Here is a 19,907-nt window from a genome sequence, read left to right as displayed (position 1 = left end):
TTGATAGGGAGGGAATCTTGTATGGTTGCAGGAACGAAAAGCAGTGTTTGGCAATCGTATCGCTATCCCATTATGCTCCTCATCTGTATCGCGCTTGGTGCTGTCATCGGGATCATGATGGGCAAAGACGCCGAGGCCTTGAAGCCCTTTGGCGACATCTTCATCAACATGATGTTTACGATTGTCGTCCCGCTCGTCTTCGTCAACATCAGCAGCGCAGTAGCCAACATCGTCGACTTAAAGCGGTTGGGAAAAATCCTCGGGGTCATGCTCGCCGTCTTCGTGATTACCGGCATTATCTCATCCATCCTCATGCTGGTCGGAGTCTCGATTTTTCCGCCATCAGAAGGAATCAACGTGGAACTGAAGGCACCGGAAGAAATCAACCAGCTCAACACGGCTGACCAGTTTGTGCAAGCCTTCACCGTGTCCAATTTCAGCGATCTTTTATCCCGCAAGAACATGCTTGCCCTCATTGTCTTTTCGATCTTATTTGGATTATCTGTCAGTCTGGCTGGCGAGAAGGGACGTAAAGTCGCGGAAGGATTGAATGCCCTGTCGGACGTCATGATCAAGATGATCAAGATTTTGATGTACTATGCTCCCATCGGTCTTGGCGCCTATTTCGCCAACCTGGTCGGCGTGTTTGGTCCCGACCTGCTGGGCTCATATGCGAGAGCGATGGTCATCTACTATCCGATCTCTTTCCTTTATTTTCTGATCGCTTTCACAATATACGCCTATCTGTCCATGGGCAAGGGAGGACCTCGCCTCTTCTGGAAAAATGCGATCTCTCCCGCTGTTACTTCCTTCGCCACTGGCAGCAGCGTCGCCACGATTCCGGTGAATTTGGAAGCTACCGAAAAAATCGGCGTTCCCAAGGACGTGCGGGAGATTGTCATCCCGTTCGGAGCTACCGCCCATATGGATGGATCCTGTCTGAGCGCAATCCTGAAAATTTCATTCATCTTCGGACTGTTTAATATGCCGTTCCACGGTTTGGACACCTATCTGACCGCGATCATGATCGCCGTATTGAGCGGGGTCGTCATGTCCGGTGTTCCGGGCGGCGGTTTTATCGGAGAGATGCTGATTGTCACCATGTACGGCTTTCCTCCTGAGGCACTGCCTATCATCGCCATGCTCGGTACATTAGTCGATCCGCCTGCCACCATGGTCAACGCTACCGGTGATACTGTCGCCAGCATGATGGTCGCACGCATCGTCGACGGGAAAGAGTGGATGAAGAAGAAGATACTCGGCCAGGAAGAAACGGCTTCCATGTAAAGGAGAACAATCGTGACCTCTCTCAAGATTCCTTTTATGAAAATGAACGGCTGCGGCAACGATTTCATCGTCGTCGACAATCGCCAGGGGATTATGGACGGTTTTGATTTGTCCCAGTTTGTCCAACGCGTATGCGCGCGAGGAATCTCGCTGGGGGCTGATGGCTTTATGATGCTGGAGCACTCCGATCGTGCGGACTTCAAGATGCGCTATTTCAACGCAGACGGCAGCGAAGGGGAGATGTGCGGCAACGGAGCGAGATGCTTGTCCCGCTTCGCCCATGCCGTCGGTATAGCAAAGGACACGATGTGGTTCGAAACTCTGGCAGGGTTCTACCATGCGCACATTCAACCGGAATCACAGCTCGTAAGCGTAAGTTATCCTGATGTCGTACTGAATGAGCTGAAGCTGAATCAGCCCTATCCAACAGATGGTCCATCTGCGCTGTATCATTACGGCTGGGTCGGGGTCCCCCATACGGTCTGGTTCGTCGACGGCCTCGCAGCGATTTCCGATCGGCAAATCATTGACTGGGGCAGACAGATTCGCTATGATAAAACTCACTTCCCTCAAGGGACCAACGTCAATTTTGTCGAGGTCCTGGACCCGCATACCTTGCAGATCCGAACCTACGAGCGCGGAGTCGAAGCGGAGACCTATGCATGCGGCTCCGGCTCGACAGCCGCGGCGGTCATTGCCGGAATGCTGGGGCTGGTAGAGGCAGATTCTCCTGTCAACGTCCATACTCGGGGCGGCATCCTGCAAATTTCCTATCAGCTTGCAGATGGGCTGGCACAGGAAGTAATCATGGAAGGAAACGCTAAAATAGTAGCCTCCGGCGAGCTTCTCCCGGATGCTTGGCTGTAGCAAAAGACCGACTCATGCGAAAAAAGCCCTTCCTGTCAGGGAAGGGCTTTCATCACGTTTACAACGACTGGGAGGGGTATCATTCTTGGAAACACATGTGAAAGAGCAGCATGTCACCTTGCAGCCTTGGAAGGCAAACGTTTACGGAGCTGTCTTTTCCGTTCTGTTCTTCGTGATATCGATATTCTTGTATGGTGAGGAGATTCATTTTTCCATTACGCTGCCGGACCTTCTGTTCTTTATCCTTTTGATCGCGGTGGGGATTGTCGTCCACGAAGCCTTGCACGGGCTTGGGTTTTATCTGAGTGGAAAAGCAGCCTGGTCCGATATTCGTTTTGGCGTGGTGTGGAAAAAAATGATTTTCTACGCCTGCTGCTTACGACCGCTTCCGATCTTCTACTATCGTCTGGCGGTCATTCTTCCCGGCTTCTTGCTCGGGATCATTCCGTACTGTATCGCTCTTTATGCGCAATCCCTCTTCTGGTATTTGTGGAGCATCATCATGATTCTCGGCGCATTCGGAGATGGATACATCCTCTGGACGTTGCGAAAATTCGGGAAAGAGACGCGAATCGCCGATGTTACGGATGGCATTGGATATATCGCGTACGTGACGGAGCCAACGCAGTCCAAGGATTAGCGGGAGGCCAGATCGCGGTAAGCTGGCAGCCCCTCTGCCCCTTCCGCCGCTTTGATGGCATTGACGACAGCTGCCGCCAGAACCTCAGCAGACAAGGTCCCGACCAGGTTGACCGATGCGTCCACTCCGCCTGTAGCTACCGCGAATATGGTATCGCCGTCACTCATGGTATGGACGGGAAAGATGGACTTCGCGAGGCCGTTGTGCGCCATCTGCGCTACCTTGTTGGCTTGCGTCTTGTTCAGATTGGCATTGCTGGCGACGACGGCAATCGTCGTATTCGTGCCGCTTGGAACAGGCGGTGCGCTTTGCTCAATCATCCAGGACAAGGCATCGCGAATCTGCCCCTGGTCGTCGCGTGCTCCCGCCAGGATTTCCCCTGTAACGGGGTCCTGGACCTGTCCGACGGCATTGACTGCGACCACTGCCCCTACGACCAGACCATTTGGCAGCCGGACGGATGCGGAGCCCAATCCTCCCTTCATCGCCCGCTTGCCACCAGCCAGCTTGCCTACTGTCGCCCCTGTCCCCGCTCCTGCATTTCCTTGCTTGACGGGATTCTTGCTGGCGATTTTGGCAGCTTCGTATCCCATCTTCTGATCGGGTCGAACCTTGGCGCTGCCAAAGGACAGATCAAAGATCACGGCTGCCGGTACGATCGGCACAACACCGACTCCTACCGGATGTCCGATGCCTTGCTCCTCCAAAAAGCGCATGACCCCGCTCGCGGAGTCGAGGCCAAATGCGCTTCCCCCTGTCAAAACGATGGCATTTACCTTTTCTACCATATTGATCGGATTCAGCAAATCCGTCTCTCTTGTCCCCGGTGCCGATCCGCGCACATCTACGCCGCATGGCGAGCCTTCCTCCAACACTACAACTGTACACCCTGTCATGGCTTTCAGATCCTGCATTTGTCCAACTTTGACCCCTGGCACATCGACAATCGTACCGCCCGGTTGGAACAGGCTGTCCGCCGGTGCTGCCGCTGTGCCTGCCGCTGCCTGGGATGCTGCAGACTCCTGGGCGCTGACAGGATCGGCGCCTGCCAACAGGCTGCCCGGGACCGCTGCAGCTAGACCAAGCATGGCTGCTTTGGTGAGAAATTCTCTGCGCGAATAAGAACGGTTGTCCATTTCCTGGTCGTACATGTTCCTCACACCTTCTGTTTTTCGTCCTATTTTATAATTTTTTGAATATTTGGTCTAATGTTTTCCTTCTTCAAAAGTCAGCATGATTTTTCGACAAAAAACACCCCGCTGCGTGAAAACAGCGGGGCTTGGGGCATATACTCAGCCTGTGCATCAATCGGCTTGTACGGGAAGCAGTTGTTGGACACGCAGACGAACCTCCATCGCTTCCCGTTGCATTCCTTTCTGAGAATAGTAATAGATCAATTTTTCGGCGAGACTCAGCCATAGGTTCCGCAGCCTTTCGCGCTCCGGTTCTGCCCACAAAAAGTCGTACGCGCCCAGATAATCTCCTTCATACATGCTGAATGCTTGCTCACAAACCTCAATCTGCTGCGGAAATTGCTGCTGCGCTTGATTCGCCAGCATTTCCCACTTCTCCGTATCGACTTGCGCCTCACCGAGCGTTAGCATGTATCCCTTGCCGAACTCGCCGCTGCGGATGGTGACGGTTCCCATCCCGTTGTTCTGCAAGGTTTGGCGGATGTGATAGATGGCTGTAAACAGCTGCTGTGCCGCCCTGGACTCCTCATAGTCCGACCACAAGAGCTCGATCAAGTGTTGATTGTCAATCACGTGGTCTCGATGATGCAGCAAATACGCGAATAACTCCACTGCCTTTGCAGAGCCCCATCTGAGCGATTCCGGTTCCCTGCCTGGCAGTTGAATGCGGATATTTTGAAAACAGCAGATCTTTGTTTCTCTTGAGACGACTTGCCTGTCTTTGCCCGCCTCCATCTTTTCGCGCAAACGCTGGACGGATTGCTGGAGACGTTCTGGCAACACGGGTTTCAAGAGATAATCCAGCGCATATAGGTCAAATGCCTGCAAGGCAAAACGGTCAAAAGCAGTCACAAAAACCATCAGTATGTGCGGAAAAGCTGCTTGTACCTGCTCTCCCAGTTGCAAACCGTCAATTTCGGGCATTTGAATATCGAGAAAAACGACATCGGGCTGTAGCTCTTTGATCTGCTCGAGCACGATTGTAGGATCCGAGAATTCTCCGACACACTCTATATCCGTTGCATATTTTTCCAGAATTTGCTTGAGGTGGCTCAAAGCTAATCGCTCATCGTCGACTAGAATAGCCTTCATGGTGGTTCCCCCTCGCGACTTTTCCATTCTCTATCAATAGTATCATCTTTTTATTGTAACATTAGAAAACTTGAATACGCCAAATCTTTGGCGTATTCATCGTTGCACGTATACTATCTTCCACTATTTCTCGCGCTTTAGCGCGTATAATTTTCCAAAAGAAGAAAAAAACGCTCAACCTCATTCAACAAATCGTTGAAAAAGGCTGAGCGTTGATTTGGGACAAATTTTAGGCTCCTGTGATCATCCGATTGACTTGGCTCGTCACTAGCAGCATCGCTTGCAAAACGGGCATTATCTCGGCGACATTCTGCGACTTGTAGCGGATGGTTCGGCCGTCGATCAATTCCACACCAGGCATCCAGCTAACGGCTGTCGCAAATTGCGAGCGGGTAAACTCGACAACCAGGGTATTCTCTTCCTGCTGCTGGATCGGTTTTACGGCACTTCGGTTCAGCAGTGCTTCCTTGGCTCTATGGCGGATCAGCTCTCGTGCCCGCTGAGGATGAAGGGCCAGAGAGGAGAGCCCGGTAATGCCTGATTTTACGGCAACGGTAAAGACGCCCGGAATATCCTCTTCCACTTCCCGAGCCGTCTGCTCATCCCCGGTCACCAAAACAACCGGTACGTCAAAAGCTCCTGCGATGGCAGCATTCAGGCCTGCTTCTCCCACTTCTTTTCCATTCAATATGAGGCGATGGATGGCCAGCCCGGACAGCGTGTGGTTGAGCACGGCCTCGCCTGATCCTGCCTTCCCGTGATAACCGATGAAAAAGGCAGCGTCACAGTTTTCATCGATTCCCTGCATCATGCAGAGCGGCTTGAAAAAGCCACGGATCACGTCTGCCGCGGGATGCAGCTCTTCCAGAATCAGATTGTTCATCGGACCGTGGGATTCGTTGACAATAATCTGTGTCGCGCCCGCTTCCAAAGCTCCTTCAATCGCCGCGTTCACGTCCAACGTCAACAGCTTCCGTCCCGCTTCGTAATGCCTGCGGCCAGGCATCACATCCTCCCATTCGCTTATACCCGAAATCCCTTCCATATCCAAGGAAATAAATACTTTCACGAGTAGCCCCCCTCCCTTCTGATTACGCTTCCACTTTTGGCAATTGACGCGAGCCCAGAGCGAAGCGTTTGATCTCTCCCGACTGGTTCCTGACAAAGCGGACGAGCGTATCTACGCCTCGTCGTGTAAACAGGAATTCATCTTTGCCGATCGGGCGCAGCGGCAATGACTCACTTCCCATGCCAAGAAGCAGTTGTACAGCATCTTGATCTGTCCGAATCTGGACTTCATCGCCTTCACCTGACTTGAATGTCCCTTCATACTCCTTGATCTGCGCAATCGGGATTTCATAGTCCGCAAAGCTCGCATACTGGGTCCCCGGCGGACGGGAGAACAGGTTGTTCAGCAATCCCAGCGTCAATTCCGAAATCGGAGCATCTCCAATATTGGTCAAGACGATGCCTGTCAAGCCTGCTTCCGGCAGGATCAGCATTTGTGCCGTGATTCCCTTTAATCCTCCCGTGTGCTGGACGAGTGTCACCCCTTCCGCAAAAGGGATGATCCCTAGTCCGTACCCATAGCCGCGGATGGCATCCACCTTCGCATGAGGCGATACCATCTGCTTGACGCTTTCCTCGGAGAGGATGCGGACGCCACCCGAAATACCGCCGGTTCGGAACAATTCCGCATACCGCAGCATGTCTTTCGCAGACGCCTTGAGAAATCCCGCTGCGCGCATGGTTGGCGAATCCCACCAGAGGGGGGCGCGGTACACTTCTTTCACGCCGTCCTTATCTTTGGCTGCGTATAGGGTGGAATGATTGTCATCTCCCAGCTCCTCGACAAAGAAGACGGAACGATTCATCCCCAGCGGCTGCAAAATTCGTTCTTGCACATAGCTTTCATAGGTTTGCCCAGCGACACGTTCGATAATGGTCCCCAACAGGGCGTAAGCATCATTCGAGTAGCTGAACTCCGTGCCCGGCGGACCCAACAATTCGATCGGCTGTTCGCCGATGTAAGCCATCAATTGCTCAAAGGTATCGATCGGCTCTTTGCCGGCGAATTCGGGGTGCTTCAGCAGTTCTTCTGCTGCCGGATCATCCTCCATGCTGCGCTGTGTGGCAGGGATCAGCGAAGAAAGCGGCGGAAGTCCCGGCGTATGAGTCATAAAATGGTGAATCGTCACTTGCCGGGTATGCTCTTCGTCAGGTGTGCGGAACTCGGGCAAATAGCGTATTACCGGATCATGCACGGACAGCTTTCCTTGCTCTTGAAGCTGCATGATGGCGACGCAGGTAAACGATTTGGTGATCGAGCCGATGCCGAAGACCGTATCCAGATCGGCAGGAATTTTCGCTTCCCGGTCGCGATAGCCAAAGCCTTTTTCATAGATCAACTGCCCATCCCTGGCAACGGCGACGAAAGCTCCCGGCACTTTCATTTCATCGATCAAGTCCTGGGCGTATGACTCAAAAGTCTGTTCCCATGTCTGGACGCTCATCTCATGCCTCCTCCTTTTCTTTGATCAGTTGACGGAAATGGAACGCCACGCGACTGACTTCGCCGGTATTGCTGCGGATAAAGCGAATGTACCTCTCCTGTCCTGTCCCCAGCTTAAAGACAAAGCTGTCTTCCTTCACTGCACGCAGCGGGAGGGTCATGCCTTGGAACTGCAGCTCGAGTCCTTCGTCATTCAAGGAAACCTGAACCTTCTCCCCTTCTCCGGACCGATACTCGCCAATGAATTCATTTAAAAGATCCGCAGATACGGAATAGTCAGGATACAGCGCGATGGGTTCTTCGACCGGAAGTGATTGGGCCGTGTTAATGGCCGCCGCCAAAAGCTCCGCGGAAGGCGAGCCGTCCAGATTAGTCAGGACAACGCAGGCGATTCCTTGCTCGGGTATGATGCATAGCTGAGCGGCCACTCCTTTTATCGCGCCGCCATGCTCGATCAATGTCCCCCCGCGAAAATTCGGTGTCACCATAAATCCGTAGCCGTAGTGGCGGGATGGCTCCAAACCTGCATAGTTGCCAATCATCTGACGGACGCTTTCTTCAGACAAGATGCGGACGTCCCCAACCATCCCGCCTGTACGGAAGATCTCGGCATAGGCGAGCATATCCCTGCCTGTAGACTTAATGAAACCCGCTGCCCGCATCGAAGGAGCATCCCACCAGAGAGGAGCTGCAAAAACTTCTTTGCCCTCGTCGCCCTTTTTGCTTGTATACAGGGTGGTAATGTTGTCGTAGTCTCCCAGGTCTTCTATCAGAAAGACCGTATGTTCCATGCCAGCCGGGTCAAAGATATGCTCCTTCATGTAGCTCTCATACGACTGTCCGCTGACCCGTTCGATGATCGCACCCAGCAACGAGTACCCGTCATTGCTGTAGCTGAACTCCGTACCCGGCTCTCCAAGCAGTTCTACTTCCAGCCCGTCAATAAACGCCATCAGTTGCTCATACGTATCGATAGGCGCATGAGCCGAAAGATCGACGCTGCTCTGATTTTCCTGCACGGCAGGATCCATCTCCATGCTGCGCCGCATCGCGTAGTACAGCGTGGGCAGCGACGGCAGCCCAGAGGTATGCGACATCAGGTGAGCGATCGTGATCCGCTTCGTCCGCTCTTCGTCTTTCGTCCGAAATTCCGGCAAATACGTGACGACCGGATCATGAACCGAAAGCTTGCCTGCCTCTTGCAGCTGCATGATCGCGACACAAGTAAAGGACTTGGTGATGGAACCGATGCCAAATACGGTATCTGGCGTAATCTCCGTCTGCCTTTCCTGATCCCGGTACCCGAGCCCTCCTGTAAACTGCAGCTCCCCATCCTTGGCAATCCCGATAAAGGCACCGGGCAGCTTGGCGTCCTCCATCAGTTTTCGTGCATACGCTTCCAATGGATGCATGTCACATTTCCCCCTCGACATTTTTTTCTAGCACATACGCGTGAACCGGTTCGTCGCTCTTGAGCAAACCGATCACGGTGTACCCTTGTGAAAAAGCCGACTTGCACATGTCGCGCAATGCTAAGCGCCAATCCATCGCCACCTGGAGAGCGTCATGCTTGAGGCTGTGAATCGACGCAGGTACACCCAGCAAAATGCCCGGATACTCACCCAAGCCTTCCCGAATCAATGGGCGAGGAAGCTTCTGTTCGTCAAGCTCCCAATCGAGCAGCCGCGGGTACGAGCTCCAAGTCGGCTCTTCGTTTTTCCCGCCGCCTATCCCAGCCATGGTACGCTTGCCATTCAACTCCCATTCCAGCAAAAAGCGGTCTGACGGCAATCCCTTGTTGATGCCGTCATGCATATCACCGTAGTAAGATTCCATGTATTTCCTCACCTTGCCGCCCAGTTTGCACAAGTTGAGGTAGGCATTGCGCGCCTCTAGCGGATCATAGGTCCAGACAATCCTGTCGTATCCGTAATCCAAGGCCCATTCACGCTGCATCAGCTTGAGCTTCTTGCCGATGCCCATGTCCCGGTACTCTGGCAGAATTCCCAGCATATGCGAGCAAAGAAATCCTTGGCCTTCCCGAAATCCGGCGAAACCATAGCAAAAGCCGACTGGCAAGTCTCCATCATATGCTGCGATCACGACTCCGCCATTGTGAGACGCAGCCAACAGCTGGGCAGCCGGAGTCATGACTCCTTCTCCCCATATCTCGCATTGCAGCTCTTCGATTTCGGCCATCCGGGCAGCGGATGTAACGGTTCGGTATTCCAGTACCTGATTCATTTGTTCGCTCACCTCGGAATCAGGATTTTACATCCGCCATTGTGTAGCTTTTTTCCTGCACTTGCAGGGCTTGAACCGCCGACCAATTGATCGCGTAGCCAATCCCCGGTCCTCCCGGAACAGCCAGAATGCCTGGCTTCAGGAAAGCCACCTCGGGAACGACGATGTCCTGCTCCCAGTAGCGGTTGGACGTAGAGGTATCGCCTGGTATGGTAAAATTCGGCAATGACGTTATTGCTATATTGTGCGCTCTGCCGATCCCGCTCTCCAGCATGCCTCCGCACCAAACCGGCATGTTGTGCGCCTGGCAGAGATCGTGGATTTTTTTGGATTCCGTCAGTCCTCCTACGCGTCCGATCTTGATGTTGATGATCTTGCAGCTCCCCAGTTCGATGGCACGTCTGGCATCCTCCGCTGTATGAATGCTTTCGTCGAGACATATTGGCGTCTTCAATTGATTTTGCAAAAAGGCGTGATCGACGATGTCATCGTGTGCGAGGGGCTGTTCGATCATGATCAGATTGTACTGGTCCAGTTCTTTCATGATGTCGATCTGCTCCAGGGTATACGCCGAGTTGGCATCTGCCATCAGCGGCAGCGAGTCGCCAAAGCGTTTGCGAAGAGCTTCAATCAAGGCAATGTCAAAGCCCGGCTTGATTTTCACCTTGATTTTTTTGTAGCCCTCGGCAACAAAGCCTTCTACTTTCCGCACGACATCCTCCACTGAAGGTTCGATCCCCACGCTGACGCCCACTTCGATTTCCGTGCGTTCGCCGCCAAGTGCTTGAGCCAAGGTCATTCCTTTCTGCTTCGCATACAGATCCCATACCGCCCCTTCGATGGCTGCCTTCGCCATATTGTTGCGGCGTATCGGGGCAAAGAGACGGGCCACGTCTTCCGGCCTCTCGATCGGACTGGTCAGCACCAGCGGAATCAGAAAGGTTTCCAGCATGTAGATGATCGTATCTGTCGTTTCTTCATTATAAAAGGGAAACGGCATGGCTACGCTTTCCGCGTACCCTGTCTCTCCTTCCCCATGCGCACTGACCAGCAGGAAATCGCGTTTCGTCTGTACACCAAAACTCGTCTCGAATGCGTGCTTCAGCGGCAGGTGCAAGCGTCTTACTTCAATTTTCTCGATCTTCATGCTATCGCTCCTTTTCTGATGACCCATAAAGATGGCAAGCAACAAAATGCTCTCGTTCGATTTCAAGCTCCTGGGGCCGTACACGTCGGCAAATCTCCATCGCCTGGGCGCATCTCGGATGAAAGGCGCAGCCTACCGGCGGATTGGCTGGACTTGGAACATCGCCTCCCAGTACGATTCGTTCCTTTTTCTGATTGGGATTGGGGATCGGGACTGCGGACATCAATGCTTGCGTGTACGGATGCATGGGCTGCTCGAACAGTCGCCGCTTGTCGGCAATCTCGACGATACGCCCCAGATACATGACGGCGATCCGGTCGCTGATATGCTTGATGACACCGAGATCATGCGAGATGAACAAATACGTCAGTCCCAGCTCCTCCTGCAAATCCTGCAGCAAATTCAGGATTTGCGCCTGAATGGAGACGTCCAGCGCCGACACAGGTTCATCGGCTACGATCAGCTTGGGTCTAGCAGCGATGGCGCGTGCGATGCCGATGCGCTGTCTTTGCCCACCACTGAATTCATGCGGATAGCGGTCGGCGTGATTCGGATTCAGACCGACGAGCTGGAGCAATGCCAGTACCCGCTCGCGCATCTCTGTCGGATTCGCAACCTTCTCTCCTACCGAGAGGGCCTCCGCCAAAATGGTGGAGATCGTCAGACGCGGATTCAGGGAGGCGTACGGGTCCTGGAAAATGATTTGCATTTGGTTGCGCATCCCTCGCAGCTTGGCTGGCGGCATGGAGATCAATTCTTCTCCTCCGAATCGGACTGAGCCTGCGCTCGGTCGAACCAGCTGCAGAATGCTGCGCCCTGTCGTCGATTTGCCGCAGCCGCTTTCTCCGACGATTCCCAAGGTTTCGCCTTGCCGCAGTTGAAAGGAGACGCCGTCCACCGCTCTGATCTCACCTGTCTTTTGTCCGAACAACCCTTTTTTCAAAGGGAAATAGGTTTTGAGGTCTTCCACGACCAGCAGCGTGTCGTTCATATCGCCACCTCCTGATCCGCATACACCCAGCAGCGCACGGCATGCTTGCCTGCGTGAATCATCGGCGGCTTTTCCCGGGCGCATCTTTCCATGGCATGGGTGCAGCGGGAGCGAAACGGACAGCCATCCTGCACCTCTCCCAAAATCGGCACATTTCCTTCTATCGGCGTCAAGCGCTTGTTCTCCCTGTCCAGACTCGGGATCGATTGCAGCAGACCGACCGTATAAGGATGTCTGGGCGAGGCAAACAAGGTCTGCACATCCGCTTCTTCGACGATTTCTCCGTAGTACATCACCATGACGCGGTCCGCCATCTCCGCTACGACCCCGAGATCATGCGTGATCAAGAGGATCGCTGTATTTGCCTTGCGTTTCAAGTCATTCATCAGGTCGAGGATTTGCGCCTGGATGGTGACATCGAGTGCAGTGGTCGGCTCATCCGCAATCAGGAGGTCCGGCTGGCAGGCCATCGCCATGGCGATCATGACGCGCTGCTTCATCCCCCCGGAAAGCTGATGGGGAAAGTCATGGACGATTTTCTCCGCGCGGGGAATCCCCACTTTTCGCAGCATCTCGATGGTCTGGGCCCGTCTTTCCTGCTTGCTTGCACTCGTATGCAGACGAAATACCTCGTCGATTTGCCGACCGATGGAATGGACGGGATTGAGCGAGGTCATCGGCTCCTGAAAAATCATCGAGATGTCATAGCCGCGAATCGCCCGCATCTCGCGCTCCCGCAGCTGGTTCAACACCTTGTCTTTGAAGCGGATGCTGCCTTCGACGACCCCCAGCTTTTTTGCAATCAATCCCATGATCGACAGGGAAGTAAGGCTTTTGCCACAGCCTGACTCCCCGACCAATGCTACGGTTTCTCCCGGTTGAATCTCAAAACTGACTTGATTGACTGCCGTAAACATGCCTCGCTCGGTCTTCAGCTTTACAGAGAGCCGGTCGATATCCAACACGGTCTTTTTCTCGTTCATCGTACAGCCCCCTATCCTTGCGATTGCTTTACTCCTGGACGAAATGCTCATAGGCTGTCTGGGCCAGACGGGCAATCACACGCTCTCCCTCTTTGACGGAAGGATTCCCGGAGGAAAGCACTGCGATGGCAAACGCCCCTTTGTCATCGGAAAGATAGACAATGCCGACATCATTCACCACATGACCGACCGTACCGGATTTGCAGGCGATGATGGTCTCATCCGGCAACAGATACGGGATGCGATTGCGCAATTGCTGCCGCTTCATGATATCGAGCACGCCATCGGACGCTTGCTCAGACGCCAATTTTCCCGTGCCGATCAGCTCCAGCAACCTGCCCATGTCTGCCGGTGTCGCCACATTGTTTTCAGGTGACGCTTGGAAAATGAAGCTGTCGGGATCAAAACCCGACGTCTGAAAAGATTCCGTCAGCTTCCGAAAGCCTTCAGCCCCTTTTTTCTCCCCGGCCATCCCCGCTCCGATGCTTAGCAGCTCCCAGCAATCGTGCTTGATGGAGATTTGCGTCAAGCCCAACTCTCGCATGTATGCCTCCACTCGCTCCTTGCCGATGATCTCCAGCACTTTGTCCGTAGCCAGGTTGTCGCTGACGATGATCATCAGTGTCGCAAGGTCCTTCAGAGCCACCTCTGCCCCCGGAAGAAATTCCTTCAATACCCCCGAGCCCGGGACCAGATCCGCTTCGCTCAGACGATACCTCTGCTCCAGGCTGACTAAGCCGGCATCCGCATCGCGAAAGAGAGCTGCCAGGATCGGCACCTTGAACGTGCTGGCCATCTGAAAATACTGTTCGGCCCGAATCTGAGCCTCTTCACCGGTACCCATATGCTTGACAGCCACCCCGAAGGTTCCTGAACTTTCCGACAATACAGACTCCAGCTTTTGCTGCAGGTTCATAATATGTTCCCCTCTCTGTCCCAACGGTTATTTAGGATCCAACGCATCGCGCAGTCCATCGCCCAAAAGGTTAAAGCCCAAGACTACCAGCATGATCGCCAAGCCGGGAAAGATAGACATCCACCATGCCTGCCCCAGAAATGCCTTGCCGACGTAGACCATGGCCCCCCACTCCGGCGCTGGCGGCTGTGCCCCCAGACCCAGAAAGCTGAGCGCTGCGGCAGCGAGTATGCTGGTGCCGAATTGCAAGGTCATCAAGACGATGATGGGGGACAAGATGTTCGGCAGGATATGCTTCACCAAAATGACCCGGTCGCGGATTCCCAATGCCCGTACGGCTTCGATGTACTCTTTTTCCCGAATGGAGAGGACCTGGGCCCGGACGACCCGCACATAGGAAGGGATTACGGCGATGACGATGGCAATCATGGCATTGGTCAAACCCGGTCCCAGCACCGCGATGATGGCGATTGCCAACAGCAAGGCAGGCAAGGCAAGCAAAATATCCATCACCTGCATGATGTAGAGCTCCACTTTGCGGTAGTACCCAGCAATCACGCCGAGGGTAACTCCGATCAAGGACGCGACGGTTACGGTGACCAATCCTGTCAACAGCGAGATGCGGCCTCCGTATAAAAGTCTGGAAAAGATGTCGCGGCCAAAGTCATCCGTCCCCAGAAGATGTGCAGAACCTGGAGCCATCAGCCGATCCTTGAAATTCATCTCATCAATCGGATATGGGGCAATCAGCGGCGCACTGGCACATCCGATCGTAAACACAAGCAAGATCACGGCGCCGAACATCGCCGTTTTGTTGCGCGCCAGACGCTTCAACACTTGCAGCCAGTAGGATACCGGAGGAGGAGCCACCTGATTTTCGGCAACCCGACTCGGAGACGATGTCCTGCTCTCATCTGCGATTTCAAGTTGACTCGCGTTTCCATTCATGTTTTCCCGCTCCTTCCTACTCGTATTTAATCCGCGGATCGAACAGGGTGTACAACAAATCGACCAAGAGATTGGTCAAGGCGAACAGGACGGCTGCGAAAAACACGATTCCCTGGATGGTCGGCATATCCCTTTTGCCAATGGCTTCGATCGCCAGGCTGCCCAATCCCTGCAAAGAGAAAACCGTCTCGGTCACGATGGCTCCAGCCAACAAGGAGCCAAACTCCAGTCCGATCAGAGTCATGACGGGAATGATGGCGTTTTGCAAGCCGTGCATCAGGATTACCGACGTCCGCGGCGCGCCCTTGGCTTGTGCGGTCCGCATGTATTCCTGCTTGATCACATCCAGCATGCTTGATCGCGTCATCCTGGCAATCATCCCTGCCCCACCCAATGCAAGCGTGATCGACGGGAGAACCAGCGAATAGAATCCGTCGTAGCCGGATATGGGGAAAATCGAAAGCTGATATGCAAAAATCCAGATCAGAAACAATGCGATCCAGAAGCCTGGCGCCGAAATTCCGAGCAAGGAAAAAAAGACGACGAGGCGGTCCACCCACGTATTCTGCTTCACCGCTGCTATCATGCCGACCACTATGCCGATCACTGTCGCCAGGATGATGCTGTACAAAGCAAGCTGAAGTGTGATCGGGAACCGGTCCTCAATCTCCTGCCAGACCGTTATCCCTGTGATGTAGGACGTCCCCAGATCGCCTTGCAGCAGCTTGCCGAGAAAACTGAAATAGCGCATGATCCAGGGCTGGTCCAGACCGAGCTGGGCGTTCATCGCAGCGATGGCCTCTTCCGTGGGGTAGTCCCCGAGCAGATATTGCACGGGGTCCCCAGGAATCAGTTGTACCAACAGAAAGATGAGAATGGTGACGCCCAGCAGCGTTCCCAAGAGCGACAGCAGTCTTCGAAATAGATATCGATGCAAACGCCCCATCTCCCTTTTTATTTGGTGATCTTGATGTCTCCAAACAAGATATCGCCTGTGAATGGATTTATTTTGTACCCTTCGATGTTGCGTGTTGCGGTAACCGATTCCGTGACATACAACGGCACCCACGGTGGATTCTTCACCAGTAGCTCCATAGCTTCCTCATAGACTTTCATCCGCTCCTCCTCGTTCAGAGTGGTGCGTCCTTTGGTCAAAAGCTCATCTACCTTCGGATCGGAATAATGGACACGCTTGGAGTTGTTTGTCTCCATGAGCAAAAAGAGAATGTCGGGATCATTCAATCCAAAATAGAGCAGGAAAAGTTCATGATTTCCTTTGATGGCCCGATCCTTGACTGTCGCCGCATCCGTGACGGCGATCTTGATGTCTAGGCCGATTTCCTTAAGCTGGTTTTGCAGAATCTGCGCGACGCGTTGCAAGACCGGATCATCCATTAATAGAAGTTCCAAGGAGAAAGGCTTGCCATCCTTTTCCACAATTCCGTCGCCATTGCTGTCTGTATAGCCTGCCTCTGCCAGGAGCTGTTTTGCTTTTTCTACGTTGTAGCCGTACATTTCTTTGGCCATGTTCTCGATTTTTTCGCTGTGTCCCGGAATGGTTGGCGGCAGCGGTCCGAAGATCGGCTTGGCAAATCCAGACAACGCATACTGGACGATAGGTTCCCGGTCGACAGCCATGGCAATCGCCTGCTTGACGCGGACATCCTTGAAAACGTCCTTTTTGTTGTTAAAGCCCAAATACTTCATGCCCTGCTCCATATTGGTTTCGATTTTGACGCCGGGTATCGCTTGCAATTCCGGAACATACGTAGTGGGGACTTCTTGCAAGACATGAATGGTGCCTTTTTTGAACTCGAGGATTCGGGTATCATCGTCTTTCAGGAAGCGGAACATGATTTTATCCACATACGGCGCACCCGGATTGTCCGCATACACATGGCCCCATTTATAATCCGGATTTTTCACATAGGTGACTGACGCGCCGCGCTTGATTTCCGGGTTCATGAACGGTCCTGTGGCCGAGGGCGCTTCTCCGAATTGGTCTCCTTTTTCCTTCAGGCGCTCGGGGTCCAGTGGCGTGATGAAGGTTCCGAGGAGCATGTTGGCAAACGGGGCAAACGGTTCCTTGAAAGTAACCTTCACCGTATGCGCGTCGGCTGCTTCGACTTTTTCGATGGGGCCTGCCAAATCTTTCACCGGTGAGATTTCGGCGAAGCGTTCGATGGATGCCTTGGCCGCTTCTGCTGTCAACGGGGCACCGGAATGAAACTTCACATCCTGACGCAGCTTCAAGGTCCATACTTTCCCGTCATCGGATACTTCCCACGACTCTGCCAGGTGCGGGACCAGTTTACCCTGCATGTCGCGGCTGAGGAAGGAATCATAGCTTTGACTGTTGGTATTGTCCAGCCAGGTGGATTTTTGGGAGTCCAGTGTATCCGGCTCCACCGGGGCAGCCACGACGAGCGTCCCTCCTTCTGTAGCTGCGGCCGGCTGCTGCGGTGTCGAAGAATTGTTCTGGCTGACACTCGTGTTGGAAGAACAGGCTGCCAACAACAACGCCATGCCAAGTCCGATCGGTGCCAAACTTCTCCATTTCATCATGCCATACGCCCCCTTGCCCTGAATGATCTTACTCTTTTTGTTGAACAAACGGATAAAATTGCTCGCTCGTCTGATCGTACCGCTTGATTCGTTTCTGCACCTGTTCCCGATCCATCTGCGCGACACCGCTCACTACGGCATTCAGCAGCGTGAAAATAGCGGACATCCCTTTTAGTGTGGCCGGGGAAGGAGTGGAGACCTTCAGCAGAACATCTGCGACAGGGCCGATTGGAGACAAATCATGGTCGGTAACGCCTAAGACGGTAGCTCCTTTTTCTTTGGCAGCCTTGGCAAAAAACAAGGTGTCCTGCAAATACCGCGGAAAATAGAGAACGATCACCAGCCACCCCTCATCCGCTTCCGAGATCAGGTAATTGGCGTCATCCATCTGTCCCCTGTAGAGATGGGTATCGCCCTTGACGATATTTAGGGCATAGGACAGCCAATAGGCAGGAGCGTAGCTGGTGCGGCCTCCGAGAACGACGATCTTTCGCGCTGCAAGAATCGCCTGGATCGCCTGGTCAAAGACGCGCCGATCCAGGTCGGCCAAGGTTTTGCGGATAAAGGCTAGATCTTGCTCCATCGTAAAGGAAATCACATCATCGCTATCCTGGAATTCATAAGCCGAGTCGTGAAAGGTCTGCACTACATTTTCGCGTATCACGGGGAACAACAAAGACTGGCGGATCTCGTTTTGCAGTTCGCTGTACCCCGAGTAACCCAGCGAGTAGCAGAGACGGATAACGGTTGTTTCACTGGTCCCGGTCAAGGACCCGATGACTTTTGCCGGATGAAGAGCAACCTGATTCGGTTCATCGAGTAGGTATTTTGCGACTGTTTTTTGCTGGTTGGTTAATTGTTCGTATGATTTGCGAATTCTGTCTTGCATGCTCTCCATCAAATCACCTATTTTCTAGAATGTTGGCTCGTCCGTCTAAGGCAGTGAGACGCTATCAAGCGGATAGACGGGCCTGTTCAAGCGTTTGTAGTCAAAGGACGCGAACTGCAAAGTAGTCAGCCCTGGCGAATCTACGGTGATGATCTGCGCAGCGATCGGCTCGAAGCTGGCGCGGAAGTGTTGGCTGGACTTCAGGGAGACGATTTTGTACTTATTCACATCAATGCCATGCAGGAGGAAGACTTGTTCATCCAGCACCTGCGTTTTGACCGAGCAGACGAGGATATCCACGCCATTGGCTTGCAGACGCGCCGATTTGCCGAGATGGACAGGAGATCCTTTGCCCATCGGCGAGGAGGTGATAAACGAACCGTCTGTCAGTGCTTTGACATACGCGGTAAGCTCGATCGGGGCACCGTGAAGCTGATCGGTCTTGCCTCCCAGTCTGACCTGGATGGTGGAACCTACCCCACTCTCGTGAGCCAGTGCTGCTACTTCCGGATCGTAGATAAAGCCGAAGCAGGCGTCCTCAAGATCGGCCTCCAGCATGGCGCGGAGCAGATAGGTTCCGTCTCCCGGAGTTCCACCCCCTGGATTGTCAGAGGTTTCATTGATGACGACTGGATAGGCCGTCGCAGCCTTTGCCAGCTCCAGCCCCTCCTGGGGTGAGAGAATGTCCAGGGAAAACTCCTCGCGCTTTTCCCAGATGACCCGCGCCACATCTTCAGCAGCCTGCTGCGCCAGCTTCTCATCATTGTTCGTTACGGCCACCACCGTAACGCCAAGTTCTGGAATATCGGTGTAAGGGAAGCCGTGGAAGAACGCGCAATCCACGACGCCTGGCTTTTGCTCCCATTGGTAGCAGACCTCGTTGATGTCTTTTGCCGGAGAAATATTGGTGGTAGAGGTCGGCACGATCAGCGGCAATTTTGCTCGATACATCCGTGGGACCAGCGTTCCCTTCACCATTTTTTCCGCCAGCTCCACGGCTTCCTTCCCCCGCTCGTAGCAGTCCGTATGCGGATAGAGATGAACCCCTAGCAGGATGTCGGCCTCCGCAATCATCTGATCCGTGATATTGCCGTGCAGATCCAGTGTCACGACGAGCGGAATCTCATAGCCTACCTGTTGGCGGACAGCCTTCAGCAGAGCTCCTTCCAGATCGTCGATCCCCTCTGCTACCCCTGCTCCGTGCAGCGACAGGCAGATGGCATCTGCACTCCCTGCTGCTGTGATTCCAGACAAGAGCTCATCACGCAAAGCCTCGTAGGTTTCCCTGGTGATGGTTCCCGCGGGATAGGCACTGGCGGCGAACGCCCCGACTACCTCGATGCCGCGCTCTTCCGCTGCATCGACCATTCCCCCCAGAAAATCCCTCACCCCTCTGTGAGCGCTTACAATTTCTTCTCCCTTGGCCCATTCCCACAGCTCAAACAAATCCCGCGTCGTAGGGACGTTTGAGAACGTGTTGGTCTCGTGCATGACCTCCGCAATGACAATTTTCATGCTCGCTCACCCTCCGATTTTTCAAAATCAGATCATCGTGAAGTTTAGACTTTATCATTTGCCGATTTTTGAAGTTATAACTCTAGTTGGATTATATGCCCAATTCCGCCGTTTATCA

The 19,907-nt window shown here is 53.6% G+C and carries 18 protein-coding genes; 3 read left to right on the top strand and 15 right to left on the bottom strand.

All coding sequences use genetic code 11. The features are described from left to right. Positions 1–21: 21 nt before the first annotated feature. The 3 genes from EDM58_RS08315 (at position 22) to EDM58_RS08305 (ending at position 2,794) form a co-directional block, all read left to right on the top strand. Positions 22–1,287, top strand: coding sequence for a dicarboxylate/amino acid:cation symporter (locus EDM58_RS08315; protein WP_122912917.1), 1,266 nt, complete (start codon positions 22–24; stop codon positions 1,285–1,287). 12 nt (positions 1,288–1,299) lie between these two features. Then, positions 1,300–2,154 (top strand): diaminopimelate epimerase, encoded by an 855-nt coding sequence (gene dapF / locus EDM58_RS08310; RefSeq protein WP_122912916.1) that lies wholly within the window; start codon positions 1,300–1,302, stop codon positions 2,152–2,154. An 85-nt stretch (positions 2,155–2,239) separates the two neighbouring features. Then, positions 2,240–2,794: a DUF3267 domain-containing protein gene (locus EDM58_RS08305; protein WP_246000589.1), complete on the top strand. Its 555-nt coding sequence runs from the start codon at positions 2,240–2,242 to the stop codon at positions 2,792–2,794. On the opposite strand, the gene EDM58_RS08300 is transcribed toward EDM58_RS08305, so the two are convergent. From EDM58_RS08300 to EDM58_RS08230, 15 genes are all read right to left on the bottom strand, one after another. Next, positions 2,791–3,945, bottom strand: coding sequence for a P1 family peptidase (locus tag EDM58_RS08300; protein ID WP_281275081.1), 1,155 nt, complete (start codon positions 3,943–3,945; stop codon positions 2,791–2,793). The genes EDM58_RS08305 and EDM58_RS08300 overlap by 4 nt on opposite strands. Positions 3,946–4,098: 153 nt before the next feature. Continuing rightward, on the bottom strand, positions 4,099–5,079 hold the full coding sequence (locus EDM58_RS08295) for a response regulator (RefSeq protein WP_183187453.1): 981 nt from the start codon (positions 5,077–5,079) through the stop codon (positions 4,099–4,101). Between the two features lie 229 nt (positions 5,080–5,308). Next, entirely contained in the window at positions 5,309–6,148 is an 840-nt protein-coding gene (locus EDM58_RS08290) for a M55 family metallopeptidase (protein ID WP_122912913.1), read from the bottom strand. A 22-nt stretch (positions 6,149–6,170) separates the two neighbouring features. Then, positions 6,171–7,592, bottom strand: coding sequence for a serine hydrolase domain-containing protein (locus EDM58_RS08285; RefSeq protein ID WP_122912912.1), 1,422 nt, complete (start codon positions 7,590–7,592; stop codon positions 6,171–6,173). A gap of 1 nt (position 7,593) precedes the next feature. Then, on the bottom strand, positions 7,594–9,003 hold the full coding sequence (locus EDM58_RS08280; protein WP_122912911.1) for a serine hydrolase: 1,410 nt from the start codon (positions 9,001–9,003) through the stop codon (positions 7,594–7,596). Between the two features lies 1 nt (position 9,004). After that, positions 9,005–9,835 (bottom strand): GNAT family N-acetyltransferase, encoded by an 831-nt coding sequence (locus EDM58_RS08275; RefSeq protein WP_122912910.1) that lies wholly within the window; start codon positions 9,833–9,835, stop codon positions 9,005–9,007. Positions 9,836–9,854: 19 nt separating this feature from the next. Further along, complete coding sequence (gene menC, locus EDM58_RS08270; protein ID WP_122912909.1) at positions 9,855–10,982, bottom strand: o-succinylbenzoate synthase; 1,128 nt, start codon at positions 10,980–10,982, stop codon at positions 9,855–9,857. A 1-nt stretch (position 10,983) separates the two neighbouring features. Next, positions 10,984–11,973, bottom strand: coding sequence for an ABC transporter ATP-binding protein (locus tag EDM58_RS08265; protein WP_122912908.1), 990 nt, complete (start codon positions 11,971–11,973; stop codon positions 10,984–10,986). Then, the gene (locus tag EDM58_RS08260; RefSeq protein ID WP_122912907.1) at positions 11,970–12,956 is read right to left on the bottom strand and encodes an ABC transporter ATP-binding protein; all 987 of its coding nucleotides are present in this window, start codon (positions 12,954–12,956) and stop codon (positions 11,970–11,972) included. The genes EDM58_RS08265 and EDM58_RS08260 overlap by 4 nt, the downstream gene beginning before the upstream one ends. Before the next feature lie 28 nt (positions 12,957–12,984). Next, the gene (locus EDM58_RS08255) at positions 12,985–13,872 is read right to left on the bottom strand and encodes a serine hydrolase (RefSeq protein WP_122912906.1); all 888 of its coding nucleotides are present in this window, start codon (positions 13,870–13,872) and stop codon (positions 12,985–12,987) included. Positions 13,873–13,899: 27 nt separating this feature from the next. After that, complete coding sequence (locus tag EDM58_RS08250) at positions 13,900–14,793, bottom strand: ABC transporter permease (protein ID WP_246000615.1); 894 nt, start codon at positions 14,791–14,793, stop codon at positions 13,900–13,902. 43 nt (positions 14,794–14,836) lie between these two features. After that, positions 14,837–15,766, bottom strand: a complete 930-nt coding sequence (locus tag EDM58_RS08245; RefSeq protein ID WP_246000581.1) for an ABC transporter permease — start codon at positions 15,764–15,766, stop codon at positions 14,837–14,839. An 8-nt stretch (positions 15,767–15,774) separates the two neighbouring features. Next, positions 15,775–17,385: an ABC transporter substrate-binding protein gene (locus tag EDM58_RS08240; protein WP_023557528.1), complete on the bottom strand. Its 1,611-nt coding sequence runs from the start codon at positions 17,383–17,385 to the stop codon at positions 15,775–15,777. Positions 17,386–17,413: 28 nt separating this feature from the next. Beyond that, positions 17,414–18,274 carry a MurR/RpiR family transcriptional regulator gene (locus tag EDM58_RS08235; RefSeq protein ID WP_246000580.1) on the bottom strand — a complete coding sequence of 287 codons (861 nt, stop codon included), beginning with the start codon at positions 18,272–18,274 and terminating at the stop codon, positions 17,414–17,416. A 45-nt stretch (positions 18,275–18,319) separates the two neighbouring features. After that, complete coding sequence (locus EDM58_RS08230) at positions 18,320–19,789, bottom strand: M81 family metallopeptidase (RefSeq protein ID WP_122912904.1); 1,470 nt, start codon at positions 19,787–19,789, stop codon at positions 18,320–18,322. Positions 19,790–19,907: the final 118 nt, after the last annotated feature.

This window comes from Brevibacillus panacihumi, from assembly GCF_003710985.1.
In the GTDB taxonomy this organism is placed as follows: Bacteria; Bacillota; Bacilli; order Brevibacillales; family Brevibacillaceae; genus Brevibacillus; species Brevibacillus panacihumi.
Note: the sequence above shows the minus strand (reverse complement) of the source record. Positions and strands in the feature narration are given on the sequence as shown.